The organism is Pseudomonas sp. AP3_22 TE3818, assembly GCF_053628995.1.
Genome location: NZ_JBRJHL010000001.1, coordinates 2,564,643 through 2,591,205, shown reverse-complemented (window position 1 = coordinate 2,591,205; position 26,563 = coordinate 2,564,643). Strand labels below are relative to the sequence as shown.

Genomic DNA, 26,563 nt, shown 5'->3' with positions numbered 1-26,563 from the left:
GCCAGCTCCTACAGGTTCCGTTCAATTCAAGTCAGTCGCTCGCCCAGGTTTTCCTCCTTCAGCACATCAAACAACGCCTGCGCCGCCGCCGACAGCTCTCCCCCCGGCAACGTCAACACCCCAAGCGCCCGCTCCACCACCGGATCGCGCAAGGTAAGGCAGCGCGCCCCCAGCTCACGCATCTGCCCGGCACACAAGGCCGGCACCGCGCTCACGCCCAGGCCGCTGGCGACCATGCGCCCGACCGTCGCCAGTTGATGGCTTTCAAACTCCACCGACAGCTTCATGCCGCGGGCCTGCAGGTGCTCTTCAAGCATGACCCGCACGGTGGAAGGTCGCTGCAAGGTAATGAACGGCTCCTTGAGCAGGGTCTGCCAATCGATGTCATCGAGTTCGGCCAGCGCCGAATCCAGGGGCACCACCGCCACGAATCGATCGATGTACAACGGCGTGAATTGCAGCGGCGAACTCTGGGTCGGCTCGAACGCCACCCCCAGTTCAACCTGGCGGTCACGGACCATTTCCAGCACCTGCTCGTTGATCACGTCATTGACCGTCACGTTGACGTTCGGGTAACGGGCGCGGAAGGTCTTGAGGATCGGCGGCAGCAGGTTGCCGGCGAACGATGGCATGGCCGCCAGGGTCACGCGACCGCGCTGCAGGGTGAAGCGTTGGCGCAACTCGTCCTCGACATTGTCCCAGTCGGCGATCAACCGGCGCGCCAGCGGCACCAGGGCTTCGCCTTCGGCGGTGAGCGCCACGTTGCGCGTGTTGCGGGTGAACAGGCGCCCGCCTAGGCCCTCTTCCAGCGCTTTGATGGTCAGGCTCAGGGCCGATTGCGACAGGTGCAGGCGTTCACAGGCCACGGCAAAGCTCAGGCTTTGGGCCACGGCCAGAAAGGCACGGATCTGTTTGACGGTCATAGGTCGCTTCGCTCCGGTTGCAAGCAGCAGATTTCAAGTCTCAAGATAAAATCAACAGCCAAGGGACGACCTGTAGGAGCCGGCTTGCCGGCGATAGCGATTTGGCAGGCGACATGGATGTTGATCGATCCGACGCCATCGCTGGCAAGCCAGCTCCTACAGGATTGTCGTTTAATGATCTTTATCAATCAATCCGCTCTAAAAAACAACTTAACAAATGAATCTTCCGGCGCGACACTCAACTCCATTCGGCTAGCCAGCCGCCCACAAAGAATAAAAGAGGTGCATATGGCAGGTTTCGACAAGCGCGTGAGTTCCTACGAGGAAGCTCTGGCAGGTCTTGAAGACGGCATGACCGTGATCGCTGGCGGCTTCGGCCTGTGCGGGATCCCGGAAAACCTGATCGCCGAGATCAAGCGCAAGGGCACTCGCGACCTCACCGTGGTCTCCAACAACTGCGGCGTCGACGGTTTCGGCCTTGGCGTACTGCTCACCGACCGCCAGATCAGCAAAGTGGTGGCGTCCTACGTCGGCGAAAACAAGCTGTTCGAAGAGCAACTGCTCAAGGGCGAAATCGAAGTCATCCTGACCCCGCAAGGTACGCTCGCCGAGAAAATGCGCGCGGGCGGCGCCGGCATTCCGGCCTTTTTCACCGCCACCGGCGTGGGCACTCCGGTTGCCGAAGGCAAGGAAGTGCGCGAATTCCATGGCCGCAAGTACCTGATGGAGGAGTCCATCACCGGCGACTTCGCCATCGTCAAAGGCTGGAAAGCCGACCATTTCGGTAACGTGATCTATCGCCACACCGCCCAGAACTTCAACCCGCTGGCCGCCACTGCCGGCAAGATCACCGTGGTCGAAGTCGAAGAAATCGTCGAACCCGGCGAGCTGGACCCGGCGCAGATCCACACCCCTGGCATCTACGTCGACCGGATCATCTGCGGCACGTTCGAGAAGCGCATCGAACAGCGCACCGTGCGTAAGTGATCCCCTGCCCCCGGACCGAATGAAGGAATAACGACAATGGCACTTTCCCGCGAACAAATGGCTCAACGCGTCGCCCGCGAAATGCAGGACGGCTTCTACGTGAACCTGGGCATCGGCATTCCGACCCTGGTCGCCAACTACATCCCTGAAGGCATGGAAGTCATGCTGCAGTCGGAAAACGGCCTGCTGGGCATGGGGCCGTTCCCTACTGAAGAAACCATCGATGCCGACATGATCAACGCCGGCAAACAAACGGTGACCGCGCGCATCGGCGCTTCGATCTTTTCCTCGGCCGAGTCCTTCGCGATGATCCGCGGTGGCCATGTCGACCTGACCGTGCTGGGCGCCTTCGAAGTGGACGTGCAAGGCAACATCGCCTCGTGGATGATCCCCGGCAAGCTGGTCAAGGGCATGGGCGGCGCGATGGACCTGGTGGCCGGCGCAGACAACATCATCGTCATCATGACCCACGCCTCCAAGGACGGTGAGTCCAAGCTGCTGTCCCAATGCAGCCTGCCGCTGACCGGCGCCGGGTGCATCAAGCGCGTGCTGACCGACCTCGCCTACCTGGAAATCGAAAATGGCGCATTTGTCCTCAAGGAACGCGCACCCGGCGTCAGTGTCGAGGAAATCGTCGCCAAGACCGCTGGTAAACTGATCGTCCCGGACCACGTTCCGGAAATGCAGTTCGCTGCCCAGTGAGGAATCATTCCATGCAAGAAGTCGTCATTGTTGCCGCCACGCGCACCGCGATCGGCAGTTTCCAGGGTTCCCTGGCCAATGTTTCTGCCGTTGACCTGGGCGCTGCGGTGATCCGTCAGTTGCTGGCGCAAACCGGCCTGGACCCGGCCGAAGTCGATGAAGTGATCATGGGCCAGGTGCTGACCGCCGGCGCCGGGCAGAACCCTGCGCGCCAGGCCGCGATCAAGGCCGGCCTGCCCTTCGCCGTACCGGCCATGACCCTGAACAAAGTCTGCGGTTCGGGCCTCAAGGCCCTGCACCTGGGTGCCCAGGCGATTCGCTGCGGCGATGCCGAGGTGATCATCGCCGGCGGCCAGGAAAACATGAGCCTGGCCAACTACGTCATGCCCGGCGCGCGCACCGGCCTGCGCATGGGCCACGCGCAGATCGTCGACACCATGATCAGCGATGGCCTGTGGGACGCGTTCAACGACTACCACATGGGCATCACCGCCGAGAACCTGGCCGAGAAGTACAGCCTGACGCGCGAGCAGCAGGACGCGTTCGCCGCCGCCTCGCAGCAGAAAGCCGTAGCCGCCATCGAAGCCGGGCGCTTCGTCGATGAAATCACCCCGATCCTGATCCCGCAGCGCAAGGGCGATCCGCTGTCCTTCGCCACCGACGAGCAGCCACGGGCCGGCACCACCGCCGAATCCCTGGGCAAACTCAAAGCGGCCTTCAAGAAGGACGGTTCGGTGACCGCCGGCAACGCTTCGTCGCTGAACGACGGTGCCGCCGCCGTGATCCTGATGAGCGCCGAAAAGGCCAAGGCCCTGGGCCTGCCGGTACTGGCGAAAATCGCGGCCTACGCCAACGCAGGCGTTGACCCGGCGATCATGGGCATCGGCCCGGTGTCGGCCACCCGTCGCTGCCTGGACAAGGCCGGCTGGAACATCGACCAGTTGGACCTGATCGAAGCCAACGAAGCCTTCGCCGCGCAATCGCTGGCGGTGGCCAAGGACCTGGAATGGGACTTGAACAAGGTCAACGTCAACGGCGGCGCCATTGCCCTGGGCCACCCGATCGGTGCTTCGGGTTGCCGCGTGTTGGTGACCCTGCTGCATGAAATGCTCAAGCGTGACGCCAAGAAAGGCCTCGCCACCCTGTGCATCGGTGGCGGTCAGGGCGTGGCGCTGGCGCTCGAACGGGCTTAAAGCGTTCAACAGACGGCGCGGGGACCCACGAAGATCCGTCGCCGTCTGGACAAACACCCGGTGCGATGCAAGTCGCACCGGGTTCTTTTTTGCCTGCGTTTTTTCAAGTGGACTGAGTCATCGTTTATCGCGGGCAAGCCCGCTCCCACCATTGTCCAGACGAGCGCGGTCCACTGTGGGAGCGGGCTTGCCCGCGAAGGGGCCGGAACTGTCACCCCAGAAACTGCAGAATCAGCCAACTGTTCGCCCCACTGATCACCACAAACAAGCCCCACGCCAGCACCCGAGTCGGCAGCCGGTTCACCAGCGGCCCCATGAGTGAGTGATCGTTGGTCATACGAATCAACGGGTACAACGCAAACGGCAATTGCAGGCTCAACACGACCTGGCTCAACACCAGCAACTTGCCGATGGCGTCATCGCCCATCAACCACACGCCGATGAACGCAGGGATCAACGCCAGCCCGCGCGTAATCAGGCGTCGTTGCCAGCAGGGAATGCGCAGGTTCAGGAACCCTTCCATGATCACCTGGCCGGCGATGGTACCGGTGAAGGTCGAACTCTGCCCCGAGGCCAGCAGCGCCACGCCAAACAACACACTGGCCAAGGCCCCGCCCACCAGCGGGTCGAGCAAGTGGTAGGCATCCTGTATGTCCACGACATCGGTGTGCCCGGTCTGGTGGAACGCTGCCGCCGCCAGAATCAGGATCGCCGCGTTGACCAGCAACGCCAGTGCCAGGGAGCCGATGGTGTCGATGCGCGCCAGTTTGACCGCGTCCTGCTTGCTGGCCAGGTCCTTGCCGATCAACCGGGTTTGCACGATGGACGTGTGCAAGTACAGGTTATGCGGCATGACCGTGGCCCCGAGGATGCCGATGGCCAGGTACAGCGGCGCAGCATCGCCGATGGCCGCCAGCGACGGCGTGAAGCCGCGGGCGACATCGGGCCAGTAGGGTTTGATCAGCAGCAACTCGACAAAAAAGCACACGCCAATGGTGCCGACCAGTACCAGCATGATCGCTTCGAGCCGACGGAAGCCACGGTTCTGCAAGGCCAGCACCAACAAGGTGTCGAACGCCGTGAGGGCAATGCCGAAAGTCAGCGAGCAACCGAGCAACAAATGGAACGCCAGCGCGCAGCCAAGTACCTCGGCCAGGTCGGTGGCGATAATGGAGATCTCCGCCAGAAACCACTGCGTGCGAGCGGTGCGCGTGCTGTAGCGCTCCCGGGACAATTGCGCCAGGTCACGCCCGGTGGCAATGCCCAGGCGCGAACACAGGCACTGCACCACCATCCCCGCCAGGCTTGCCAGCAACACCACGAACAACAGGCTGTAGCCGAACCGCGAGCCAGCCTCGATGGCGGTGGCCCAGTTGCCCGGGTCCATGTAACCGATGGACACCAACAACCCCGGCCCGGCAAAACGCAGGACACGCTTGAAGAACGAGGCGCGCGGGTCGACGGCGACGCTTCCAGCCACTTCCGGTGGGCAAAACGGCGCAGTCGCGGTTCTAGGCAAAAAACTGAATTTCACACGATGATCCATCAACAGGTGGCAAGGCTCGCAAACAGGTTGCGATCATCGCAAAGTTCAGGGGGCCATGCCCAGCAACTGCTGTCGCAGCTCGGGGTTGCTGGTGCGCGGATCGAGCCAAATGGCAAAAAAAGCCTGGGCGAATTGCAGATCCTTCACATCACGCAGCATCTGCTGCCCTGGAAGCCTGGCAGCTCAATACAAGCAACCACAGACCATGGCGCAGCGGTGATCGTGGGTGGTTCATGGCAGGTTGGCCTCATCGCAGGATGCCCAGGAAACGCAGGCGCAAAAGATCCTTTCGTACAAATTCAGAAGGGCTTTATGTATACAAAATCCGCATACAGATAAAGCAATCTAGCCGATGCAATGTTACCGTTGCCACCTCACACAGGTCGGAGACATGCGCGTGTTGATCCTCAAACTGCTGGTAATCCCAGGCTTCCTGCTACTGATTTCCCTGGCTGGCAAACGCTGGGGACCGAGCGTGGCCGGTTGGCTGTCGGGGTTGCCGGTGGTGGTCGGACCGATCCTGTTGTTCCTTGCCCTTGAGCAAGGCCAGGCGTTCGCTGCGCAATCGGCCACGGCGGCGCTGTCGGCCATGTTCGCGATGATTGCGTTTTGCGTGACCTACGCCCGGGTCGCCCAACGGGCCGGATGGCCACTGGCGTTGCTGATCTCGCTGTCGGTCTGGGCGCTGGTGGCGGTTGTCCTGTCGCTGATCCCGGGATCCCTGGTGTTTTCCCTGTGCGCCGCCGCGACCGCGCTGCTCGCCGCGCCCTATCTGTTCCCCGCCGTGCAACCGGTGCTCAGTGGCCCGGGGCCGAAATCCGACAAGCTTGTGCTGCGCATGGTGGCCGGTGCATTGCTCACCCTGGTCGTGACGCTGCTGGCCAGCACCGTCGGCGACCGGTGGAGCGGTCTGCTGGCGGTGTTCCCGGTATTGGGCAGCGTGATGGCGGTGTTCTCCCAGCAAACCCGTGGCCCGGCCTTTACCGCCGCGTTGCTGCGCGCCACCGCCACCGGCATGTATTCGTTCGCCGCGTTTTGCCTGGTATTGGCCCTGGCCCTGCCGTCGATGGGGATGAACGCCTTTGTCCTGGGCGTTGCGGTGTCGGTGGCCATGCTGGGGGTGACCAAACGCTTGCTGGCGCGGCCGGTCGGCCCGACGACGGGCACTGGAGGAGCGACCATCAAGCGCTAAGCTGCATGATGTCAGCGGGCCAGGATGTTGCCCGCCCTCACCGTAGGCATCCCGCCCTTTGAAGCACCCGCAACCCGTTCGATGGTTTCGCACGAGTAGAACAACTGCCCCGTACGTCAATCGAACGGGTTTGCGTCAACATCAGCCTCAGCTCCCCCCACGACCCAACTGAGGCCTGCACCATGAAATTCTTCTTCCACCCTTCGCCGAACCCGATGAAAGTTGCCCTGCTGCTCGAAGAGCTGCAAACGCCCTACGAATTGATCGGCGTTGACACCTTCAAGGGCGAGCAACACCAGCCAGCCTTCCTGGCGATCAACCCGAACGCCAAGGTTCCCGCGCTGGTGGATGGCGATGCCAGCGTGTTCGACTCCCAGGCGATCCTGCTGCACCTGGCGCACAAACATCAGCGCTTTGTGCCGACGTCCGTTGCCGGCCAGGCCGAAATGCTTTCCTGGCTGATGTTCATCGGTACCGGCCTGTCGCCGTTCTCCGGTCAGGCGGTGCACTTCCGGCACCACGCACCGGAAGATCTGCCTTACGCAAAAAACCGCTATCTCAAGGAAGTCGAACGCCATTACCGCATACTCGACGAGCGCCTGGCCAAACATCAGTACCTGGCCGGCGACACCTACAGCATCGCCGACATGGCCCTGTGGGGCTGGGCCAATTACGCGCCATACATCCTCGGTGAGAACGGTCTGGCGGCGTACCCCAACGTCAAGCGCCTGTACGATGAAATCAGCACCCGCCCCGCCGCCCTGCGCGCCCATGGCCTGAAGGAGAAACTGGTGCTCAAGGCCGAATTCGACGAAGAAACCCGTCGCAACCTGTTCCCGCAAAACCAGGCCTGATCCGCCGGTTCCAGCCTGTGAGGGTGATGAAATGAGTGATCAATGTGGTGGGGGTTGCCTGTGGTGAGGGGGCTTGCCCCCTCACCACAGGAAAGTGATCTCACCGCAAGTGACCACTCGTTAGGGCACGCTGGAATGCAGCACAACCTCCGTGGGATGATCGCGCCCCACCGCGCGCCCATCCCTGGAGATTCCGATGTCTTTATTGAGTAAAAAAGCCCTTGTCCTGCTGCTGGCAGCCGCTACCGGCCTGGGGGCTTTGAATGCGCAGGCCGCCAAGGCCACTTCCAGCGATGCGCCCGCCCAGAAAGTCTCGATGCTCGGCGGCAAGTTCACCTTCAACCTGCCCAAGGGGTTCATCGCCAACCCGCTGCCCGCCAGCCCGGACGGTGCCAGCGGCACCCTGTACAGCAATGAAACCACCAAGACCGTAGTGATCGCCGCTGAAAACACCCTGCCCAACGGTGTCAGCGTCAAGGACAACGACGGCGGGTTCCTCGACGGCACCGTGGCCGACTTCGATGCGGCGCAACACAAGTCCCTGCCCGACTACAACAAGCTCAGCGAGAAAACCCTGACCCAGAAATCCGGGCTGGGCTTGCGCCAGGTCGACGGCACCGCCACCCAGGGTGGTGGCCTGACCCTCACCACCACGCTGATGGCCGCCTCCGGCACCCGCATGGCGGTGATCCAGGTGATTTCCCGCCCCGGCGACATGGCGGCCCATGAAACCCTGATCAAACAGATCGTCAGCGGAAAATAAGACTCAGGGGTTAAGACGCTGCAACCAGGCGCTCAAGTCCTGAATCTCTTCGGCGCTGATGGTGTGGCCGACACCGGGGTAGCCGTGAAACTCGGGTTCGAGTGACACACTCTGCAAGAGGCTGTTGGCTTCAGTGCCGTCGCTGTAGGGAAGGCGTTTGTCCTGCTCGCCATGACCAATGAAAATCGCCAGCGACTGGCGCTTTTCATCCGGTTTGAGCTCGGCCTTGAGCACCGGCAGAATCCGCCCGCTCAACGCCGCGATCCCGCCGAGCGCTTCGGGGTGCCGCAAGCCCACTTCGTAAGACATGATCGCGCCCTGGCTGAAACCGACCAGGAACACCTTCTCGGGTTCGGTGTGATATTTCTTCGTGGCCTGTGCGACGAAGTCCAGCAACACCTGGCCACTGGACTTCAGATCATCGGTCTCGCCGTTGTAGGCCCCTTCGCCCTTCTTGCGAAACCACTGATAACTGCCCGCCTCCATTACCAAAGGTGCCTGCACCGACAGGTAGGTGTAGGACGCGGGCAAGTCATCCTTGATGCCGAACAGGTCCTGCTCGTTACTGCCGTAACCGTGAAGGAAAATCACCAGGGGCTGAGGGTTCGAATCGGTGGTGGCCTGCGCCAGGTACTTGAGTGGCAGGTCGGTTTGCAGCGGGGTTTGGGCGTGGACGGCAGTGGATGCCAACAGCGTGAGCAGCGCGAGAATCTTCAACATGGGTCTTCCTTCACGGAATGCAGGATTCGCGCAAGAGCCTAACACTGTGCAGTAGGCAGGAACATCTCGGGCGTGGCTGATGCCGCCTTCGCGAGCAAGCCCGCTCCCACACTGGATGTGTGGCGTTCACAAAACCTGTGGGAGCGGGCTTGCCCGCGAAGAGGCCCGAACAGACTGCAAATCCTTCGGATCAGTCGTTGATCAGCTTCCCCACCCGAATCGGCTCACGCCCGGCGACTTTCGCCTGCCAGGTGCCAGGCTGGGTGTAGCGCCCACGATCGATGGCGAACAGCACGCCACTGGTGCCGGCCTGCACGGTGGTGACCTTGTCGTTCAACGGGTCGACCACCTCGAACAGCGCATCGCCCTTCTCTACCCATTCCCCGGCTTCACGCAGGAAACTGACCACGCCGTGATGCGGTGCGAACAGGTATTGGGTGCCTTCGAACGGCATGCCTTCACAGCAGTCGGCCGGTGCCGCCGGCCAGGTGCCGGAGATGAAACCCTGCTCGGCGAGAAAGCCGAGAATGGCCTCGCCATTGGCCCGGGCCTGGTCGACCCGGGTGTCCCCCATGCTGCCCAGCTCCAGCGTGGTCGCCAGGTTGGCCGGTGGAATCGCCGCCGCCGGGAACGCCCGAGCCAGGCGCAACCAGGGTGAAGAACAGGACTCGTCGAACGAGCTGCCACCGGAGTCTTCACACAACAGCGCCACGCCGGCCTGCAAACGCGCCGCCAGGGATCGCCATTGTGGCCAGTGCTGCGGCAACGCATAAATGTGGATCGCCGCGTCGAAATCGCAATGCAGGTCGAGGGTGATGTCGGCGTCGCAGGCATGGCGCAGCAACAGGCGATGCATGGCTTCCAGCTGCGATGTCGCTGCCGGCAAGTCGTCAAGCACCTGGCCCATGGTCTGGCGAATCAACGCGATGTTGGCCTGGGCATCGCTGCCGAGGCGATCACCGACCCGCTCGGCCACCGGCGCGCTGAGTTCGACGAACGAGCGGTTGAAGTTCTTGCCGCTGCCCAGCTCGAAACGCCCCATGTGGCTGCCTTGCAGGTGCTGGTCGAGGCCAATGGGATTGGCCACCGGCACCAGTTCGATCACACCGTTCAACTGTCCCTGTTGTTCAAGTTCGGTCAGGCGCTTCTTCAACTCCCAGGCCGTGCGCATGCCCGGCAATTCGTCGGCGTGCAGGCTGGCCTGGATGTACACCTTGCGCGGGCCCGCGCCATAACGAAACACGCTGAGGGTGCGCTCAGTGCCCAGGTGGCTCCAGGGCAGTTTGTGGTCGATGCGTTGCATGGGAACTCCGAATATTGAACGGCGAAATCACCTGTGGGAGCGGGCTTGCTCGCGAAGGCGTCGATACATTCAACATCCATGCTGCCTGACACGACGCCTTCGCGAGCAAGCCCGCTCCCACAGGTCTCTCTGCTGAAAATGATTGCACAAAAAAAGTGGCAGCCGCGTCAACGGCTGCCACTTTCTCGAACGGCTGGATTACTCGCCGTAAACGTCAAACTTGAAGTACTTGTCCTGCACTTGCTTGTACTTGCCGTTGGCGCGGATCTCGGTGATGGCTTTGTTGAACTGCTCGGCCAGGGCGGTATCGCCCTTGCGCACGGCAATGCCGGCGCCGCCACCGAAGTACTTCGGATCGTTGTACTCAGGGCCGACGAAGGCAAAACCTTTACCGGCATCGGTTTTCAGGAAACCGTCGTCCAGGTTGACCGAGTCGGCCAGCAGCGCGTCAATGCGGCCGGAGACCATGTCCAGGTTGGCTTCCTGCTGGGAGCCGTAGCGCACCAGGACAATCCCTGCCGGTTGCAGCACTTCAGTGGCGAAGCGGTCGTGGGTACTGGCGCGCAGTACACCGACTTTCTTGCCCTTGAGCTCGGTCAGCGGATCCTTGACGTCGGTGCCTTCCTTCATCACGAAGCGCGCCGGGGTGTGGTAGTACTTGATGGTGAAATCGACGTTCTTCTTGCGGTCGTCAGTGATGGTCATGGACGACAGGATGGCGTCGATTTTCTTGACCTTCAGCGCAGGGATCAGGCCGTCGAACTCTTGCTCGACCCAGGTGCACTTGACCTTCATCTGCTCGCACAGGGCATCGCCGATGTCCACGTCGAAACCGGTGAGTTTGCCGTCAGGGGTTTTCATCGAAAATGGCGGGTAGCCGGCTTCGATGCCGATGCGGATCGGCTTGGCGTCGTCAGCCACGGCGGTCAGGGACAACATCGACAGTGCCAGGGCACCGAACATCACTAGCTTCTTCATTTATAACTCCTGTGTGCGGAGGCTTTTATTGGCAGCTTCGATTGGCAGCGTCCGGTCTTCACTTTGTGAGCGGGAACCGAAGTGGCCGGCAGTCTAGAGCGGCCACAGGAGGGTAAATTACGCCAAGGCGACAAATATTTATAAAAAAGTGGCGCCAGGATCGAGTCATTGCGGTGAACGTGCCATGACGGCGCAACGTCCGTCGGACAGATCGCGCTTTCAGGCCAGGACTGCAGCTCTTTCGGCGCCAACGGACGTACCGGGTCGACTGGCGATACCGGGTGTTTTACGGCACATTGGGCACCCTTGCGTCCCATCGAGAGTAGCCCGATGCCCACGTTGAACCTGATCCAGCACCACCCCGCCGAAGGCCCGGGTGCCATCGCCTTTTGGGCCGAGTCCAGAGGGCTGACGCTGAAGGTGTTTCGCGCCGACCTGGGGCAGTTGCCGCCCGTCAACGCCGATCCGGTGATCCTGTTGGGCGGGCCTTATGAATCCAATGCCGGTCCGGGCTGGCTTGCGGCCGAACGGCAATGGCTCAAAGGCAGTCTGGATCTGGGCGGGGCCGTGTTCGCCATATGCCTGGGGGCTCAGTTGCTGGCGTTGAGTCTGGGCGGCCATGTACGGCGCATGGACCGGAGCGAAACCGGATGGACCACGGTGAGCTTTATCGATGGGCAAGCGCTGAAGGTACTCGAGTGGCACGAAGACGCCATCGACCTGCCGCCTGGCGCGCAACTGTTGGCCAGCAGCGAGCACTGTGTGCAACAGATGTACCGCGCCGGGCCGGCGCGGCTGGGGTTGCAGTTTCACCCGGAGTGGAACGCCGAGTCGGTGGCCATGCTCAATGCGCATTTTGGCGATGAGTCGCCGTTGCCACGGGGGTCGCAGGACGGTGCGGATTACGCAGCGGTGGCCGTGTGGCTGGAGGCGACACTCGATGAGTGGTGGGCGGCCGCTGCCTGTCGCTGATCCAGATCAAAGCACATTCCTGTGGCGAGGGGGCTTGCCCCCTCGCCACAGGCAAGCCCCCTCGCCACGGGGATCAACAGTGTTTGAAGGTCAGCATTCGCAACCGATCACTTCACGGGCCGACCGCTGCTCAGTGGCACTCAACTCAAACCCTTCATCCAGCCACCCGGTCACGCCGCCGATCATCTCCTTGACCGGATAACCCAGGGCCGCCAGCTTCACCGCGGCCTTGTTGGCACCGTTGCAGTGAGGCCCGGCGCAATAGACCACGAACAAAGTGTTTTTCGGATAACCGGCCAAACCTTCGGCGGTCAGCAAGCGCCCGGGAATGTTGATCGCTCCCGGTACATGCCCGCGCTCGAACGCCAGCGGGCCACGCACATCCACCAGAATGAAATCGACTTCGCCAGCCTGCTGGCTGCCGTAGACGTCGGAACAATCGGTTTCGAACGTCAGACGGTTGCTGAAATGCATCAGGGCGATGGCCGATGGGGCGGCGGGAATTTCGCGAACCAGACTGGTCATGGGCTGTACTCCAAAGAGGCGGTGGGTGTGGGGAGACTTTATCCGCCCGGCACTTGCGGCTACAGTGGCGCACAAGACACCGATCGGGAATTTTCCGCCAAATGCATCCCAACCCAGCCATGGTCGCGATTCTGGCCTACGACGGCCTCTGCACATTCGAGTTCGGCATTGCCGTGGAGATCTTCGGCCTGCCACGTCCTGAGTTCGATTTCCCGTGGTACGAACATCGTATCGTCGCCGTCGATCAAGGCCCGATGCGTGCCATGGGCGGCATCCAGGTCCTGGCCGACGGCGGCATGGAATTGCTCGCCGATGCCCGCACCATCATCATTCCCGGCTGGCGCGACCGCAGCGCCACGGTCCCCGCAGAGCTCATCGACGCTCTGCGCCAGGCCCATGCGCGGGGCGCACGGTTACTGTCGATCTGCTCCGGGGTGTTCGTCCTCGCCGCCACCGGGTTGCTCGACGGGCACGGTGCGACCACGCACTGGCGCTACACCTCGGAACTGGCCGAGCGGTTTCCCGGCATCCTGGTGGACCCGGACGTGCTGTATGTCGATTCCGGTCAATTGATCACCTCCGCCGGCAGCGCGGCAGGCATCGATGCCTGCCTGCATCTGGTGGCCCGGGATTTCGGCACGCAAGTGGCCAATTCCGTGGCCCGCCGTCTGGTCATGTCGCCACAACGCAGCGGCGGCCAGGCGCAATTCATTCCGACGCCGGTGAGTCCCACACCGCGCAACGATCTATCCCGCGTCATGCAGTGGGCACGTGAGCGCTTGCACGAACCGCTGGAAGTGCGCGACCTGGCCAGCGAAGCCGCCATGAGCGAACGCACGTTCCTGCGTCGCTTCACCGAAGCCAGCGGCCAGTCACCGAAAACCTGGTTGCAGCAGCAACGCCTGGGGCGCGCCCGCGAACTGCTGGAAAGCAGCGACCAGAACACCGAGCAGATTGCCGAACGTTGCGGTTATCGCTCGGTGGAAAGCTTCCGGGTGGCCTTTCGCACCGTGGTTGGCGTGCCGCCTTCGGTGTATCGGGAGCGGTTTGGGCGTGGGGGCAGTGCTGGTTTTTGAGGTGTACTCGAGGGCCCCTTCGCTGGCAAGCCAGCTCCTACAGGTTATTTGAACACCGCATAACCCTGTAGGAGCTGGCTTGCCAGCGAAGGCGCCAGCCGGGGCAATTCAAGTCTCAAGGCTTGCGCAACAGATAGGTATCCATGATCCAGCCATTGGCCAGCCGCGCCGCCTTGCGCACCCGTTCGATTTCATCCGCCACATCCTTGAGCTTGCCGCTGATCAGGATTTCGTCCGGCGTCCCCAGATAGGCTCCCCAGTAAATCTCGGTGTCCTGATCCGCGACCTGATGGTAGGCATCCTGAGCATCGAGCATCACCACCAGGCTGTCGGCATCGCTCACCTGCCCTGCCGCCAACCGCCGGCCCGTGGTGATTTCAACGGAGCGGCCAATCTGGTTCAGCGGCACCTTGTGCTGTGCCGCCAGGGCCTGGACGCTGGTAATACCGGGGATCACCTCGAACTCGAATCCACAGGCGCCCGAGGCCTGGATCGCCTGAAGGATACGGATTGTGCTGTCGTACAGCGCGGGGTCGCCCCACACCAGGAAACCACCACACTGGCCGTCGCACAGTTCTTCATTGATCAGCCGTTCGAAGGTCTGCTGTTTGGCCCGGTTCAAGTCGTCGACACTGCTCCTGTAGTCCAACTCACCGCGCTCGCGCTCGGGGCTGTGGGCCTGGACAAAACGGTAATCATGGTCGGTGATGTAGCGTTCGCAGATTTCGCGCCGCAAGTCGATGAGCTTGTCTTTGCTCTCGCCCTTGTCCATGAGGAAAAAAACGTCGACCTGATTCAGCGCCTTCACCGCTTGCATCGTGATGTAGTCGGGATTGCCGGCGCCGACGCCGATGACCAGGAGTTTTTTCATCACAGCAGGTCCTCGGGGTCGGTGCCCGGCAAGCGCAACCGCCAGCGGCCATGGAACCTCAACTCGACCGCCGACAGGGGTTCGACGTCGATCATGTCGGATGCCGCACCCTGCAACACCTGCGTCAGTGCGGCGCGGATGACAAAGGGGTGGGTAATGGCAACGATGTGTCCCGGCGCCGACTGCAACGCGGTCAACCACGCCCCCACCCGCTCGCCCAGTTGCAGCAGCGACTCGCCACCGTGGGGTGCCGAAGCCGGATCCCCCAGCCAATGCTCGAGCGCCCCAGGGTCGGTTTTTTGCAGATCGCCGATGCGCTCACCGCCCCAACGCCCGAAGTCGCAGTCCTTCAACGCATCGACAATTTCCGGTGCACTGCTGAAAAGCTCAGCGGTTTGCCGGGTGCGCAGTTCCGGACCGCAGACAAGACGCGGAATGCCCTTGAGCTGATTGCAACGGGAAAGCCTGAGCGCTTGCCAATCCATCTCCAGAGGTTCGTCCAATGGAAAACGCGCCAGTTTCTGTGCGACGGTTCGAGCGTGACAAATCAGGGTTAAACGGGTCGCCTGCACCGGCAATCACTCCAGGGATGGAAAGGAACAACGGCGTCAGGGGAGCGCCATCGGGCAATTGTGCCGCAAGAAAGCAGGCCTTGGGGGCGTTTAATTTTCCTGTTTGAAACGGACTCCGTCAGGCATTTCCCGGCTGATTTTCTGTTATCGCCGACTGCAACTCAGGCAATGGCCTACAAGACTTTGCGACATCGGCGTAGCCCCTTGCTGAAGGCATTTCGCCCCTTTTTCGGGCACGGCCGGACCACGCGAAAATTAACTAGACAGGCAGCACGCGATAATTAAATACTCTTTTCAACGGACTGTTAAAACATGTGCCACGCTCATCCAGCAGGAGCCCGGATGCCCTTTCTCCAATACCCGATCAATGTGCCTGGCCAGGCAACGCCTGCGGCCGAGCCGTCCGTTCCTCGTTTAACGCAGGCAATCCCAAGCAGCATCTGACAAGAAAAAAGTGGCGCCTGACAACGATCAGATGTCCACCGAATAAATGTGTGGAAAAACCGACAGTGATAGTCAGGTTCGGCTCAACCCGCCGGATCATTTGATACAGGAGTATCTCCATGCTGGTCTTGCGTCCAGTCGAGTTGGCCGACCTGCCAAGGTTGCAGAAGCTGGCTCGTGAAAGCCTGGTGGGTGTCACATCCCTGCCCGACGATAGCGAACGGTTGCGCGAAAAAATTCTCGATTCCTCTGCCTCGTTCGAGAAAGACGTCGAAGGTCATGGCCCGGAAAATTATTTATTTGTCCTCGAGGACTTGACGACGCAACACTTGGTCGGCTGCTCGGAAATCCTCGCCACGGCGGGGTACGGCGAGCCGTTCTACAGCCTGCGCAACCGGCACTTCACCAGTGCCTCTCGGGAACTGAACATCGAGCACGGTGTACCGGCCTTGTCATTGTGTCACGACCTCAGTGGCCACACCTTGCTGCGCGGCTTCCATATCGATGCCGCACGGGTACGCACTGCACATTCCGAACTGCTGTCACGGGCGCGCCTGTTGTTCATCGCGGCCCATCCCGGACGTTTTTCCGCAACGGTGATCACCGAAATCGTCGGTTTCAGCAGTGATGAAGGGCACTCGCCATTCTGGGATGCCGTGGGCAAGCATTTCTTCGACCTGCCCTACGTCGAGGCCGAACGGCTTTGCGGCCTGCAAAGCCGCACCTTTCTTGCCGAACTGATGCCGCAGTATCCGATTTACGTGCCCATGCTGCCGCAAGCGGCACAGGACTGCATCGGCAGCATCCACCCCGATGGCCAGGAAGCGTTCGATATCCTCGAGCGTGAAGGCTTCGAAACCAACAGCTACATCGATCTGTTCGATGGCGGCCCGACGCTCTATGCGCGCACCTCGGGCATTCGGTCCATCGCCCACAGCCAGTGCGGCCTCACGCGGCCTGGCCCGGTGAACGATGCGCGGGGCAGCTATCTGGTGAGCAACGAGTCCTTGACGGACTATCGGGCCATCGTCGCCGATCTTGATTACATCGCCGGGCAACCCGTCACGCTGGACGCGGCCATGTGCACGGCGTTGAAGGTATCCGAAGGCAGTCCGGTCAGGCTGATTGCCCTGTGAGTGCCCGCCTGGGTCAACGCCAACGCCCGAACCCCTATGAACAAGGAACAGCCGCATGATTGTCCGTCCGGTCCAGATCACCGACCTGCCCGCCTTGTTCACGCTGGTGCGTCAAGCCAGCCCCGGACTCACCAGCCTGCCGGTTGACGAAGAACGCCTGGCCTACCGGATCCGCTGGGCCCAACGCACCTTCGCCGGGCAGGTCGATCGGGCCGACGCCGATTACCTGTTCGTGCTCGAGGACGACGAGCAGCAAGTGGTGGGCGTCAGCGCCCTGACGGGTGGAATCGGTCTGCGCGAGCCCTGGTACAACTACCGGGTCGGGATGACGGTCAGCGCTTGCGCGGACCTGGGTATCCAGCGCCAGATCCCGACCCTGTTTCTGAGCAATGAATTGACCGGGCAATCGGAAGTCTGCTCGTTGTACCTGCGCCCCGATCAGCGCCAGGGAAGCAACGGCCGTTTGCTTTCGCTCGGGCGTTTGTTGTTCGTGGCCGAGTTTACGCAGCTGTTCGGCAACCGGCTGATCGCCGAAATACGCGGCAGTACCGACGAACGAGGCGGCTCCCCGTTCTGGGACAGCCTCGGCCGGCATTTTTTCAAGATGGATTTCAGCCATGCCGACCACTTGTCCGGGCTGGGCAACAAATCGTTCATCGCCGAACTCATGCCACGCCAGCCGCTGTACACCTGCCTGCTCACCGAACAGGCCCAGGCGGTGATCGGCAAGGCCCACCCGAACACCGAGCCGGCCCTGAAAATCCTCAGCGCCGAAGGTTTTGCCCACAACGGCCATATCGATATCTTCGACGGCGGACCGGTCATCGAGGCCCCGGTTTCCGGTATCCGCACCGTGTGCGACAGCCGAGCGCTGCAACTGGCCCTCGGCTCGCCGGACGCTAGCGATCCGCTCTGGCTGATTCACAACCGGCGCCTGGAAAACTGCCGCATTACCTGCGTCCAGGCCCGACTGGCGGGCAACAGCCTGGTGGTCGATCGCCTGACCGCCAAGCGCTTGCAGCTGCAGCCCGGCGACTCGGTGCGCGCCGTACCGCTGCTCGACCAGCGGCAAAAGGCTGCAGCGGCGTGACTTAGCAGCTTGCTGCCTCAGGCGTCAATCCGGCTTACCCAGCAAATTCGTCATCATTATCCCCCTGCGCGCGTGATAGCCTTTTATTTCTTCGGCGTTGACACTTTTGCTCAAGCCCTTCCATTCCATTGGTGGAACTCATATGTCCAGGCTTTCCCATCAAGATTTGCGCCGCAATTTTCGCCAATTGTTCGCCTCCAACACCTGCTACCACACGGCCTCGGTGTTCGACCCGATGTCGGCGCGCATCGCCGCCGACCTGGGCTTCGAAGTCGGGATCCTGGGTGGTTCGGTCGCCTCGCTGCAGGTGCTGGGCGCCCCTGACTTTGCCCTGATCACCCTCAGCGAGTTCGCTGAACAGGCCACCCGCATCGGCCGCGTTGCCCAGTTGCCGGTGATTGCCGACGCCGACCACGGCTACGGCAACGCGCTCAACGTCATGCGCACCATCGTCGAGCTCGAACGGGCCGGCGTCGCCGCGCTGACCATCGAAGACACCCTGCTGCCCGCGCAGTTCGGCCGCAAATCCACCGACCTGATCACGGTCGCCGAAGGCGTCGGCAAGATCCGCGCGGCACTGGAAGCCCGCTGCGATAAGGAAATGGCGATCATCGCCCGCACCCACGCCGGGATTCTGCCGGTGCAGGAAATCATCAGCCGCACCCGGCAATACCAGCAAGCCGGGGCCGACGGGATCTGCATGGTGGGCGTCAAGGACTTCGACCATCTGGAGCAGATCGCCGAGCACCTGAGCGTGCCGCTGATGCTGGTCACCTACGGCAACCCGCTGCTGCGCGACGACAAGCGCCTGGCCGAACTGGGCGTGCGCGTGACCATCGACGGCCATGGCGCCTACTTCGCCGCGATCAAGGCGACCTACGACAGCCTGCGTGAACAACGCCAGATCCTCACCCAGACATCGGACCTGAGCGCGACCGAACTGACTCACACCTACACGCAACCTGAGGAATACATCCGCTACGCGGAAGAGTTCATGAGCGTGAAGGAGTGATGGTTTAACCCGATACACCACCTTCGTCGGATCGCCGCCCGGAGCAGGCTCGCTCCCACAGGGATTCGGAGTGAATACAAGATTTGTGTCCAACAGAAACCCACTGTGGGAGCGGGCTTGCTCGCGAAGGCGTAGTGTCAGTCGATATAAATGCTGAATGACACACCGTATTCGCGAGCAAGCCCGCTCCCACATTTGGATTGCGGGTGTACACAGGTGATGGACTCGCCACAAATCCACTGTGGGCGTAGTGTCAGTCGATACAAATGCTGAATGACACACCGCCTTCGCGAGCAAGCCCGCTCCCACAGGTCATGCGGTGGGCGGTCACGCCGAGTCAAGCAGTTCGCGATGGGGTTTGCCATTGCCGCAACAGATCACGCGGTTACGACCGGTGGTCTTGGCTTCGTACAGCGCATGATCGGCGTCGTTGAGCCAAAGCGTCGCGTCGGTGTGCGCCGGGTCGAATGACGCCAGGCCAATGCTCAGGCTGACTTTCAGCGCCGGACTCTGCTCGTAACCCAAGGTGGCGAAGCGATCACGCAAGGCATCCATGACCATGGCGGCGCTGTTCAGGGGCAAGTCCGGAAGGATCACGCAGAACTCGTCACCGCCGTAGCGCCCGGCCACATCGGTCGCTCGCAGGTTCTGCTTGAGCATTTTGCTCAACTGACGCAGGACGATGTCACCGGCAACATGGCCGTAGGTGTCGTTGATGGCCTTGAAATGGTCGATGTCGATCAGGGCAATCGCCCCGCCTTTTTGCTGGCGTTTGCAGCGCTGGAACTCGACTTCCAACTGGTCCTTCCAGGTGCCATGGTTGAACAGGCCCGTCAGGCTGTCGGTGCGGCTCAGTGCCAGCAGTTCACGCTTCTGGCGCCCGAGGGTATGGGCCTGGCGGAAGCAGATCCAGCCCAGCGCCAATGGATACAGGCACAGCAAGGGCAAACAGGCGTAGAGCTGCAGCGGGCTGGTCGCTGGAATGAACGCCGGGGCGAAAATCTGCAAACCGACGCCGATGCCCAGCACTTGCGCGGCCGTGCCGGCCAGCAGGAAGCGCATGCCGCCGATGGCCACGTTGTTCATGGCCATCATGGAAATGGTGGTCGCGCTGGGCAGTGGATTGAAATGCATCGCGGCAATCCAGAAGCCGCCGAGAAAGGCATCGATCAGCAGATTGCGGTGTTCGGCGTGATAAGGCCTTTTCGCCCGGCGCGCCCATTGATAAGCCACGTGCGGCCAGACCAGGCCATTGAACCACATGAAACCCCAGACCCAGGGCGCCGGATCGAGTGGATACATCGCCGCGCTCACACACACCAATCCCAGGGCCACTCCCAGGATTCGCGATGTATAGAGCCTCCTGGCCAATGAGAATCCCTTTCCTCCCGCTTTTTCCATAAGGCCTCTGTGCCACTCGACGGAATGCGATAACAGCCTGTGCCTGTGCGCTGGAGTCTATCAGGGCGAGATTAAATAGCCGTCACCGGCTGGCGGGCTGAATATCGCGACATCACCCTCACATAAAAGCAAAAGCCTCGCCTTCAGAAACGGCTATACATGAAAGAAGGGGTTGATCAATGACCATAAGAGGAGGCCCATGCAGACCTTTCAAGTATTGATCATCGGCAGCGGGTTTGGCGGCCAATGTGCTGCAATCAATTTGCTCAAGGCCGGCATCGACGATTTTCGCCTGCTGGAGCGGCGGGATTTCTTCGGCGGCACCTGGTGCCAGAACACCTACCCCGGCGCGGCCGTCGACGTGCCCTCGCCGCTGTATTCGTTGTCTTTCGCGCCGTATCGCTGGACGCAGATGTTCGCCGAACAGGCCGAGTTGCATCGCTACACCCGCCATGTAGTGGAACACTTCGGCCTGCGCGACAAAGTGGAACTGGACGCGAATGTCGAGCGCATCGAATGGGACGACACCGGCAAGCGCTGGACCGTCTACACCGCCGGAAAGGGCACGTATTGCGCGCAGTTCCTGATCAACGCGACCGGGCCACTGAGCCAACCGGTGGTGCCGCGCTTCGAAGGACAGGAGCGTTTCCAAGGTAAAACGTTTCACACCAACAACTGGGATCATAACTACGACTACCGGCACAAACGCGTGGCCATCGTCGGCAGTGGCGCCAGTGCGGCCCAGGTGATACCGGCCATCGCCCCGGACGTGGGGCACTTGCATGTGTTCCAGCGCACGCCCCACTGGGTGTTGCCCCGGGCCGACCGCAGCTTTGGCCGTTTCCAGCGCTGGCTGCTGGGACTCAAGCCGGCCTACAAACTGCTGCGCTGGGGGATCTACTGGCAGTTCGAAACCCGGGTGATTGCCTTCAAGTATTCGAAGCCGGCGATACACATGGTCCAGCGCCAGGCCCTGCGTTTTCTCAAACGCCAGGTGCCGGATGCCGAACTGCGGCGCCAACTGACGCCGGACTACACCATCGGCTGCAAACGGGTGATCCTGTCCAGCACGCTGTACCCGGCACTGGCGCGGCGCAACGTGACGCTGCACAGCCGCGAGCAAGGCATCGCGTCCATCGACGAAACCGGCATCGTCACCCAGGACGGCCAGCACATCGACCTGGACCTGATCGTCTGGTCCACCGGCTACGACGCCACCGACGGGGTGATTTCCTACCCGGTCACGGGAAAAAACGGCACCCGTCTCAAGGAGGTCTGGGCGCAATACCCGCGGGCCTACCTCGGCACCGCCCTGCCCGACTTTCCCAACCTGTTTATCGTCACCGGGCCGAACACCGGGATCGGCCACACCTCGGCGCTGTTCATCATCGAATCACAGATGAATTACATCCTCGACTGCATTCGCACCTTGAAGGCTCAAGGTTTACGCAGCATCGAAGTTCGCCATGAGGCGGAACGTACCTACACTGAAATGATCCACCGGGAAATGGAACGTACCGTGTGGAAGTCCGGTGGTTGCCACAGTTGGTATCAAAGCAAGAGCGGTCATGTGATTGCGATGTTTCCGGGATTCAGCTTCAGCTTTCATCGCTTGACCCGAGCGCTGAAACCCGCCGATCACATTTTGTCCTGAGCTGATAGAAGGGAGACGCGTGATGCTTTTGTTGTTCGTGGTTCTCGCAGTGTTCGTCGCCTGGAGCTGGCTGACCTACCCGGCCATCGGCTACTGGCTCTATGACTTGAGCATGGCGGCCGAGGCCAAGCTGTACCGGCTGCACAAGATCGTCGTGCCCATCCCCGAGATGACCGTCTCGACCTGGCAAGGCGGGCCGTACGAGGCCACCAGCAGTGTGCTGATGCTCCATGGCTTCAGCGCCGACAAGAACCTCTGGCTGCGTTTCGCCCGGCACTTTGTCGGCAGCCACCGGGTGATCATCCCGGACATCGCCGGCCATGGCGAAACCGGCTTCAAGGCCGGCGGCGGCTACGACATCCCGTTGCAGGCCAAGCGCATGATCCAGCTGCTGGACGTGTGCGGCGTCGAGAAAGTCCATGTCATCGGCAACTCCATGGGTGGCTACATGGCGGCGTGGCTCGCGGCCACTTATCCGGAACGCATTGTGTCCCTGGCCCTGATCGACCCGTCGGGGGTCACCTCGCCCGAGCCCAGTGACCTGGAGCGGCATTTGGCCAAGGGCCACAACCCGTTTCTGATTCACTCGCGGGAAGAATTCCAGCGTTTCTACGCCATGACCATGGCGTCCCCGCCCTGGGTGCCGAAGCTCGTACTCGATGCCGTCGCCCAGCGTTATGAACAGTCCCGCGAGGAGCTGGAAGAAATCTTCCGCGATTTCCGCGCCAGCCCGCCGATGGAACCCCACCTGCCCGACATCAGCGTCCCGTCGCTGTTGCTGTGGGGGCGCAAGGACCGGCTGATCGACGTCAGCAGTGTGGCGGTCTGGAGCAAGGGCATCGCCGACCTGCGCGTGCATATCTGGGACGCCATCGGGCACATGCCCATGGTGGAAGCGCCCTCCGGTTCGGCGCGCCTGTATCGGGAGTTTTTGGCATCACTGCGTTCGGAGAGTCCACAGGATCAACGGCTCCACTAGGTTTGTAGTCGTTTGCAGTCGTTTGCAGAATGAAGTTCGTCAGAAACTTCGTTTGTCGGCGTCGCTGAAGGCTGCGATCTTTTGCCCATCCTTTACGTCACCGCGCCAGGAATCCTGTTCATGAACCACCCGAGCTTCGTCAGCCCTGACCTGATCCGCCAACGCTTCTCCAAAGCGATGTCCGACATGTACCGCGAGGAAGTGCCGTTGTACGGCGCGTTGATGGAGCTGGTGGAGCAGACCAACCGTCACGTGCTGCAAAACGATCCGGGGATCCTGCAACAGCTCACCAGCACCGGCGAAATCGAGCGTCTGGACCTGGAGCGCCATGGGGCGATTCGCGTCGGTACGGCCGATGAACTGGCGACCCTCGCCCGCCTGTTCGCGGTGATGGGTATGCAACCGGTGGGTTACTACGACCTGACACCGGCCGGCGTGCCGGTACATTCCACGGCGTTTCGCGCAGTGCATGAAGCGTCGTTGCAGATCAGTCCGTTCCGGGTGTTCACCTCGCTGTTGCGCCTGGAGTTGATCGAAGACCTGGAACTGCGAGCGTTCGCCCAGTCGATGCTCGACCGGCGCTCGATCTTCACCGCCAAAGCCCTCTCGCTCATCGAGCGTGCCGAATCCGAGGGCGGCCTGACCGAACCACAAGCCCTGGAATTCGTCGAACAGGCCCTGGAAACCTTTCGCTGGCACCACAGTGCCACCGTCACCGCCGAGCAGTATCAGAAGCTCAGCGCCCAGCATCGGCTGATCGCCGACGTGGTGGCGTTCAAGGGCCCGCACATCAACCACCTGACTCCACGGACCCTGGACATCGACATCGTCCAGGCGCAAATGCCCGCCCACGGCATCACCCCCAAAGCGGTGATCGAAGGTCCGCCCCGCCGCCAGTGCCCGATCCTGCTGCGCCAGACCAGTTTCAAGGCCCTCGACGAGCCGATTGCCTTCACCGATCAGAACGAAGCTCGCGGCAGCCACAGTGCCCGCTTCGGCGAGATCGAACAGCGTGGTGCCGCCCTCACGCCCAAAGGCCGCGCACTGTACGACCGCTTGCTCAACGCCGCGCGGGACGAACTCAAGGACTTCCCCAACGAAGCCAACGCCGCGCGCTACAACGCCCTGATGGCGCAGCACTTCAGCGAGTTCCCCGACACCTGGGAAGGCATGCGCCAACAGGAGCTGGCTTACTTCCGCTACTTCGTGACGGAAAAAGGCCTGGCGGCGGGCGACCTGAAAAACGTTGCCCTGGACGACCTGCTCGGCAGCGGTTACCTGCGGGTTGAACCGCTGGTGTACGAAGACTTCCTGCCGGTCAGCGCGGCGGGGATTTTTCAGTCGAACCTGGGGGACGCGGCGCAAACCCGTTACGGCGTGCACTCCAATCAGCAGGCGTTCGAAAAGGCCCTGGGGCGTTCGACGATCGATGAGTTGGCGTTGTATGCCGAGAGCCAGCGGCGCTCGATCGAACAGTGTTTCGCCATGTTGGCCGATGTTGTTCAAGCCAATGAAAAAGGCTCTTCACGCAATCCCGGGAAACACTGATAACGCAACACCTGTAGGAGCCAGCTTGCTGGCGATGGACTCCAGTGCGCCGCGTTTATCCAGCTCATACGCGTTATCGTTAACGACCATCGCTGGCAAGCCAGCTCCCACAAAGGACCGCATCCACGTCGTTTTTCATGCAATAGCTGTAGGGGCCAGCTTGCTGGCGATGGACTCCAGTGCGCCGCGTTTATCCAGCTCATACGCGTTATCGTTAACGACCATCGCTGGCAAGCCAGCTCCTACAGGGGACCGCGTCCGCGTCGTTTTTCACGCAATAGCTGTAGGAGCCAGCTTGCTGGCGATGGACTCCAGTGCGCCGCGTTTATCCAGCTCATACGCGTTATCGTTAACGACCATCGCTGGCAAGCCAGCTCCTACAGGGGACCGCGTCCGCGTCGTTTTTCACGCAATAGCTGTAGGAGCCAGCTTGCTGGCGATGGACTCCAGTGCGCCGCGTTTATCCAGCTCATACGCGTTATCGTTAACGACCATCGCTGGCAAGCCAGCTCCTACAAAGGACCGCATCCACGTCGTTTTTCATGCAATAGCTGTAGGAGCCAGCTTGCTGGCGATGGACTCCAGTGCGCCGCGTTTATCCAGCTCATACGCGTTATCGTTAACGACCATCGCTGGCAAGCCAGCTCCTACAGGGGACCGCGTCCGCGTCGTTTTTCACGCAATACCTGTAGGAGCCAGCTTGCTGGCGATGGACTCCAGTGCGCCGCGTTTATCCAGATCACACGCGTTATCGTTAATGACCATCGCTGGCAAGCCAGCTCCCACATGGGACCGCGTCCGCGTCGTTTTTCACGCAATACCTGTAGGAGCCAGCTTGCTGGCGATGGACTCCAGTGCGCCGCGTTTATCCAGCTCACACGCGTTATCGTTAACGACCATCGCTGGCAAGCCAGCTCCCACAAAGGACCGCGTCCGCGTCGTTTTTCACGCAATAGCTGTAGGAGCCAGCTTGCTGGCGATGGACTCAAGCTCACCGCGTTTATCCAGCTCACACGCGTTATCGTTAACGACCATCGCTGGCAAGCCAGCTCCTACAGGGGACCGCGTTTATCCAGATCACACGCGTTATCGTTAACGACCATCGCTGGCAAGCCAGCTCCTACAGGGGACCGCGTTTATCCGGTTCATACGCATTATCGCTAACGACCATCGCTGGCAGGCCAGCTCCCACAAGGGCGCGTGCCCACGCTGAAACCCCAAAAAAACGGGCAACCCGCAGGTCGCCCGTTTTTTTTATATCCGAAACTTTCAATACAACCAATAAAGTGTTCGCCCAGTGCAATGGCCTCGGCAATCCATGCACTGGTAAAGAGCCGTACACTGGGCGAACGGAAGGTATTTTAGTAGATGAGAATCAATATGTCCGCACTGCAAAGATGAAATTTATCGACACAATATTTAAGAAAATGACGACTTGAATAAGACGCCGCACAACGCTTTAAACGCGCCCGTTAAACGCTACGAGCTGATTATTCCTGTACAAGACTTCTACAAAAACAATCAGCCCATATAACTCATTCTCAGTGCTTGCTGGTCACCGTCAATATGTCGGTGTAAACCACGTTAACGCTTTGTCCGACTTTCAAGTCCTTGAGTTTGGCCTGGACTTCAGGTCGCTTGACGTCAACCGTCTTGGACTTGCCTTCCGGGTTTTCAAAAGTCACCTGGTGTTTTTTCAGGTCGATGTGGGTGATTTTCAACTGCACTTTCACCTGACGGTAAGCTTCGCCGCCCGGGTTGGCGCTACCTGGCGCAGCACGCACTTCACCGGTGGCTTCGGCAGTGCCCGGCAGGCCTTTGTCGACATCGGTGTCAAGGTAGGCGGCAACGGCGCTGGTGACCCTGATGTCGACCTTGTCGCCGGCCTTGAGGTTGTCGAGGTTTTTCGCCTTTTCGGTCAGTTGCACAGGGAATTCATTACCCTGCGGGCCTTTGAGGACCACGATACGGTTGGCCGTATCGACCGAAACGACTTGGGTGGCGACCTGATCGACCACCACAACTTCGGACAACGGGAGTTCGGCGGCAATCGCACCGAAACTGGCGGCAGACAGCAAGGTGGCGAGGGTGATGGCTTTGGTCAGTGCGTGGCGTTTCATAG

General features: G+C 61.3%; 24 protein-coding genes and 1 pseudogene. 14 read left to right on the top strand and 11 right to left on the bottom strand.

Features of this window, described 5'->3' with window-relative positions; genetic code table 11:
- Positions 1-26: 26 nt before the first annotated feature.
- On the bottom strand, positions 27-923 hold the full coding sequence (locus AB7M25_RS11785) for a LysR family transcriptional regulator (protein ID WP_429389519.1): 897 nt from the start codon (positions 921-923) through the stop codon (positions 27-29).
- A 288-nt stretch (positions 924-1,211) separates the two neighbouring features.
- Between AB7M25_RS11785 and AB7M25_RS11780 the strand changes: the two genes are divergently transcribed.
- From AB7M25_RS11780 to AB7M25_RS11770, 3 genes are read left to right on the top strand one after another with little or no spacing between them, the layout of a single operon-like run.
- Positions 1,212-1,910, top strand: a complete 699-nt coding sequence (locus tag AB7M25_RS11780) for a CoA transferase subunit A (protein ID WP_007975747.1) — start codon at positions 1,212-1,214, stop codon at positions 1,908-1,910.
- Between the two features lie 36 nt (positions 1,911-1,946).
- Positions 1,947-2,612 carry a CoA transferase subunit B gene (locus AB7M25_RS11775; RefSeq protein ID WP_007975748.1) on the top strand — a complete coding sequence of 222 codons (666 nt, stop codon included), beginning with the start codon at positions 1,947-1,949 and terminating at the stop codon, positions 2,610-2,612.
- A gap of 11 nt (positions 2,613-2,623) precedes the next feature.
- Positions 2,624-3,805: an acetyl-CoA C-acetyltransferase gene (locus AB7M25_RS11770; RefSeq protein WP_104448707.1), complete on the top strand. Its 1,182-nt coding sequence runs from the start codon at positions 2,624-2,626 to the stop codon at positions 3,803-3,805.
- A 211-nt stretch (positions 3,806-4,016) separates the two neighbouring features.
- On the opposite strand, the gene AB7M25_RS11765 is transcribed toward AB7M25_RS11770, so the two are convergent.
- Entirely contained in the window at positions 4,017-5,339 is a 1,323-nt protein-coding gene (locus AB7M25_RS11765) for an Nramp family divalent metal transporter (protein WP_429389523.1), read from the bottom strand.
- 57 nt (positions 5,340-5,396) lie between these two features.
- Positions 5,397-5,519 (bottom strand): annotated as a pseudogene (locus AB7M25_RS11760) (chalcone isomerase family protein); the annotation flags it as partial.
- A gap of 229 nt (positions 5,520-5,748) precedes the next feature.
- On the opposite strand from AB7M25_RS11760, the gene AB7M25_RS11755 reads away from it, so the two are divergent.
- The 3 genes from AB7M25_RS11755 (at position 5,749) to AB7M25_RS11745 (ending at position 8,160) form a co-directional block, all read left to right on the top strand.
- A complete protein-coding gene (locus AB7M25_RS11755; protein ID WP_454238348.1) occupies positions 5,749-6,543 on the top strand; it encodes a hypothetical protein in 795 nt (264 codons plus the stop codon).
- A 182-nt stretch (positions 6,544-6,725) separates the two neighbouring features.
- Positions 6,726-7,397, top strand: a complete 672-nt coding sequence (locus tag AB7M25_RS11750) for a glutathione S-transferase family protein (protein WP_429389526.1) — start codon at positions 6,726-6,728, stop codon at positions 7,395-7,397.
- Positions 7,398-7,593: 196 nt separating this feature from the next.
- Positions 7,594-8,160 (top strand): DcrB/PsbP domain-containing protein, encoded by a 567-nt coding sequence (locus AB7M25_RS11745; RefSeq protein ID WP_429389528.1) that lies wholly within the window; start codon positions 7,594-7,596, stop codon positions 8,158-8,160.
- Positions 8,161-8,163: 3 nt separating this feature from the next.
- Here AB7M25_RS11745 and AB7M25_RS11740 read toward each other — a convergent pair whose 3' ends face one another.
- From AB7M25_RS11740 to AB7M25_RS11730, 3 genes are all read right to left on the bottom strand, one after another.
- Complete coding sequence (locus AB7M25_RS11740) at positions 8,164-8,880, bottom strand: alpha/beta hydrolase (protein WP_429389530.1); 717 nt, start codon at positions 8,878-8,880, stop codon at positions 8,164-8,166.
- A 190-nt stretch (positions 8,881-9,070) separates the two neighbouring features.
- Entirely contained in the window at positions 9,071-10,183 is a 1,113-nt protein-coding gene (locus tag AB7M25_RS11735; RefSeq protein WP_454237326.1) for a succinylglutamate desuccinylase/aspartoacylase family protein, read from the bottom strand.
- Between the two features lie 198 nt (positions 10,184-10,381).
- Complete coding sequence (locus AB7M25_RS11730) at positions 10,382-11,161, bottom strand: ABC transporter substrate-binding protein (protein WP_007975754.1); 780 nt, start codon at positions 11,159-11,161, stop codon at positions 10,382-10,384.
- Positions 11,162-11,491: 330 nt separating this feature from the next.
- On the opposite strand from AB7M25_RS11730, the gene AB7M25_RS11725 reads away from it, so the two are divergent.
- Positions 11,492-12,133: a type 1 glutamine amidotransferase gene (locus AB7M25_RS11725; RefSeq protein ID WP_429389533.1), complete on the top strand. Its 642-nt coding sequence runs from the start codon at positions 11,492-11,494 to the stop codon at positions 12,131-12,133.
- Positions 12,134-12,223: 90 nt separating this feature from the next.
- On the opposite strand, the gene AB7M25_RS11720 is transcribed toward AB7M25_RS11725, so the two are convergent.
- Positions 12,224-12,658, bottom strand: coding sequence for a rhodanese-like domain-containing protein (locus AB7M25_RS11720; RefSeq protein ID WP_429519645.1), 435 nt, complete (start codon positions 12,656-12,658; stop codon positions 12,224-12,226).
- A 101-nt stretch (positions 12,659-12,759) separates the two neighbouring features.
- On the opposite strand from AB7M25_RS11720, the gene ftrA reads away from it, so the two are divergent.
- Positions 12,760-13,734: a transcriptional regulator FtrA gene (gene ftrA / locus AB7M25_RS11715; RefSeq protein WP_429389536.1), complete on the top strand. Its 975-nt coding sequence runs from the start codon at positions 12,760-12,762 to the stop codon at positions 13,732-13,734.
- Between the two features lie 115 nt (positions 13,735-13,849).
- Here ftrA and cobF read toward each other — a convergent pair whose 3' ends face one another.
- Together cobF and AB7M25_RS11705 are read right to left on the bottom strand one after the other, a co-directional pair.
- Positions 13,850-14,605 (bottom strand): precorrin-6A synthase (deacetylating), encoded by a 756-nt coding sequence (gene cobF / locus AB7M25_RS11710; protein ID WP_429517225.1) that lies wholly within the window; start codon positions 14,603-14,605, stop codon positions 13,850-13,852.
- A complete protein-coding gene (locus tag AB7M25_RS11705) occupies positions 14,605-15,177 on the bottom strand; it encodes a histidine phosphatase family protein (protein ID WP_454237325.1) in 573 nt (190 codons plus the stop codon). Before AB7M25_RS11705 ends, cobF begins: the two co-directional genes overlap by 1 nt.
- A 563-nt stretch (positions 15,178-15,740) precedes the next feature.
- Here AB7M25_RS11705 and AB7M25_RS11700 point away from each other — a divergent pair.
- The 3 genes from AB7M25_RS11700 to AB7M25_RS11690 all read left to right on the top strand — a co-directional run bounded on the left by AB7M25_RS11700 (position 15,741) and on the right by AB7M25_RS11690 (position 18,859).
- Positions 15,741-16,757: an arginine N-succinyltransferase gene (locus AB7M25_RS11700; RefSeq protein WP_454237324.1), complete on the top strand. Its 1,017-nt coding sequence runs from the start codon at positions 15,741-15,743 to the stop codon at positions 16,755-16,757.
- Between the two features lie 55 nt (positions 16,758-16,812).
- Positions 16,813-17,847, top strand: coding sequence for an arginine N-succinyltransferase (gene astA / locus AB7M25_RS11695; RefSeq protein WP_454237323.1), 1,035 nt, complete (start codon positions 16,813-16,815; stop codon positions 17,845-17,847).
- 142 nt (positions 17,848-17,989) lie between these two features.
- Positions 17,990-18,859 (top strand): isocitrate lyase/PEP mutase family protein, encoded by an 870-nt coding sequence (locus tag AB7M25_RS11690; RefSeq protein WP_007975765.1) that lies wholly within the window; start codon positions 17,990-17,992, stop codon positions 18,857-18,859.
- Between the two features lie 327 nt (positions 18,860-19,186).
- On the opposite strand, the gene AB7M25_RS11685 is transcribed toward AB7M25_RS11690, so the two are convergent.
- Positions 19,187-20,260: a diguanylate cyclase gene (locus AB7M25_RS11685; protein ID WP_429389546.1), complete on the bottom strand. Its 1,074-nt coding sequence runs from the start codon at positions 20,258-20,260 to the stop codon at positions 19,187-19,189.
- A gap of 199 nt (positions 20,261-20,459) precedes the next feature.
- Between AB7M25_RS11685 and AB7M25_RS11680 the strand changes: the two genes are divergently transcribed.
- From AB7M25_RS11680 to hglS, 3 genes are all read left to right on the top strand, one after another.
- Positions 20,460-21,914: a flavin-containing monooxygenase gene (locus AB7M25_RS11680; RefSeq protein WP_454237322.1), complete on the top strand. Its 1,455-nt coding sequence runs from the start codon at positions 20,460-20,462 to the stop codon at positions 21,912-21,914.
- A 22-nt stretch (positions 21,915-21,936) separates the two neighbouring features.
- The gene (locus AB7M25_RS11675; RefSeq protein WP_429389550.1) at positions 21,937-22,893 is read left to right on the top strand and encodes an alpha/beta fold hydrolase; all 957 of its coding nucleotides are present in this window, start codon (positions 21,937-21,939) and stop codon (positions 22,891-22,893) included.
- Positions 22,894-23,013: 120 nt separating this feature from the next.
- On the top strand, positions 23,014-24,441 hold the full coding sequence (gene hglS / locus AB7M25_RS11670; RefSeq protein WP_454237321.1) for a 2-oxoadipate dioxygenase/decarboxylase HglS: 1,428 nt from the start codon (positions 23,014-23,016) through the stop codon (positions 24,439-24,441).
- 1,541 nt (positions 24,442-25,982) lie between these two features.
- Here the strand turns inward: hglS and AB7M25_RS11665 are convergent.
- Positions 25,983-26,561: a hypothetical protein gene (locus AB7M25_RS11665; RefSeq protein ID WP_429390013.1), complete on the bottom strand. Its 579-nt coding sequence runs from the start codon at positions 26,559-26,561 to the stop codon at positions 25,983-25,985.
- Positions 26,562-26,563: the final 2 nt, after the last annotated feature.

Excerpts from the sequence above, each read along its gene's own strand:
- AB7M25_RS11785 (WP_429389519.1), bottom strand. The coding sequence starts at position 923 with ATGACCGTCAAACAGATCCGTGCCTTTCTGGCCGTGGCCCAAAGCCTG.
- AB7M25_RS11780 (WP_007975747.1), top strand. The coding sequence starts at position 1,212 with ATGGCAGGTTTCGACAAGCGCGTGAGTTCCTACGAGGAAGCTCTGGCA.
- AB7M25_RS11775 (WP_007975748.1), top strand. The coding sequence starts at position 1,947 with ATGGCACTTTCCCGCGAACAAATGGCTCAACGCGTCGCCCGCGAAATG.
- AB7M25_RS11770 (WP_104448707.1), top strand. The coding sequence starts at position 2,624 with ATGCAAGAAGTCGTCATTGTTGCCGCCACGCGCACCGCGATCGGCAGT.
- AB7M25_RS11750 (WP_429389526.1), top strand. The coding sequence starts at position 6,726 with ATGAAATTCTTCTTCCACCCTTCGCCGAACCCGATGAAAGTTGCCCTG.
- AB7M25_RS11745 (WP_429389528.1), top strand. The coding sequence starts at position 7,594 with ATGTCTTTATTGAGTAAAAAAGCCCTTGTCCTGCTGCTGGCAGCCGCT.
- AB7M25_RS11740 (WP_429389530.1), bottom strand. The coding sequence starts at position 8,880 with ATGTTGAAGATTCTCGCGCTGCTCACGCTGTTGGCATCCACTGCCGTC.
- AB7M25_RS11735 (WP_454237326.1), bottom strand. The coding sequence starts at position 10,183 with ATGCAACGCATCGACCACAAACTGCCCTGGAGCCACCTGGGCACTGAG.
- AB7M25_RS11730 (WP_007975754.1), bottom strand. The coding sequence starts at position 11,161 with ATGAAGAAGCTAGTGATGTTCGGTGCCCTGGCACTGTCGATGTTGTCC.
- AB7M25_RS11725 (WP_429389533.1), top strand. The coding sequence starts at position 11,492 with ATGCCCACGTTGAACCTGATCCAGCACCACCCCGCCGAAGGCCCGGGT.
- AB7M25_RS11720 (WP_429519645.1), bottom strand. The coding sequence starts at position 12,658 with ATGACCAGTCTGGTTCGCGAAATTCCCGCCGCCCCATCGGCCATCGCC.
- ftrA (WP_429389536.1), top strand. The coding sequence starts at position 12,760 with ATGCATCCCAACCCAGCCATGGTCGCGATTCTGGCCTACGACGGCCTC.
- cobF (WP_429517225.1), bottom strand. The coding sequence starts at position 14,605 with ATGAAAAAACTCCTGGTCATCGGCGTCGGCGCCGGCAATCCCGACTAC.
- AB7M25_RS11700 (WP_454237324.1), top strand. The coding sequence starts at position 15,741 with ATGCTGGTCTTGCGTCCAGTCGAGTTGGCCGACCTGCCAAGGTTGCAG.
- astA (WP_454237323.1), top strand. The coding sequence starts at position 16,813 with ATGATTGTCCGTCCGGTCCAGATCACCGACCTGCCCGCCTTGTTCACG.
- AB7M25_RS11690 (WP_007975765.1), top strand. The coding sequence starts at position 17,990 with ATGTCCAGGCTTTCCCATCAAGATTTGCGCCGCAATTTTCGCCAATTG.
- AB7M25_RS11685 (WP_429389546.1), bottom strand. The coding sequence starts at position 20,260 with ATGGAAAAAGCGGGAGGAAAGGGATTCTCATTGGCCAGGAGGCTCTAT.
- AB7M25_RS11680 (WP_454237322.1), top strand. The coding sequence starts at position 20,460 with ATGCAGACCTTTCAAGTATTGATCATCGGCAGCGGGTTTGGCGGCCAA.
- AB7M25_RS11675 (WP_429389550.1), top strand. The coding sequence starts at position 21,937 with ATGCTTTTGTTGTTCGTGGTTCTCGCAGTGTTCGTCGCCTGGAGCTGG.
- hglS (WP_454237321.1), top strand. The coding sequence starts at position 23,014 with ATGAACCACCCGAGCTTCGTCAGCCCTGACCTGATCCGCCAACGCTTC.
- AB7M25_RS11665 (WP_429390013.1), bottom strand. The coding sequence starts at position 26,561 with ATGAAACGCCACGCACTGACCAAAGCCATCACCCTCGCCACCTTGCTG.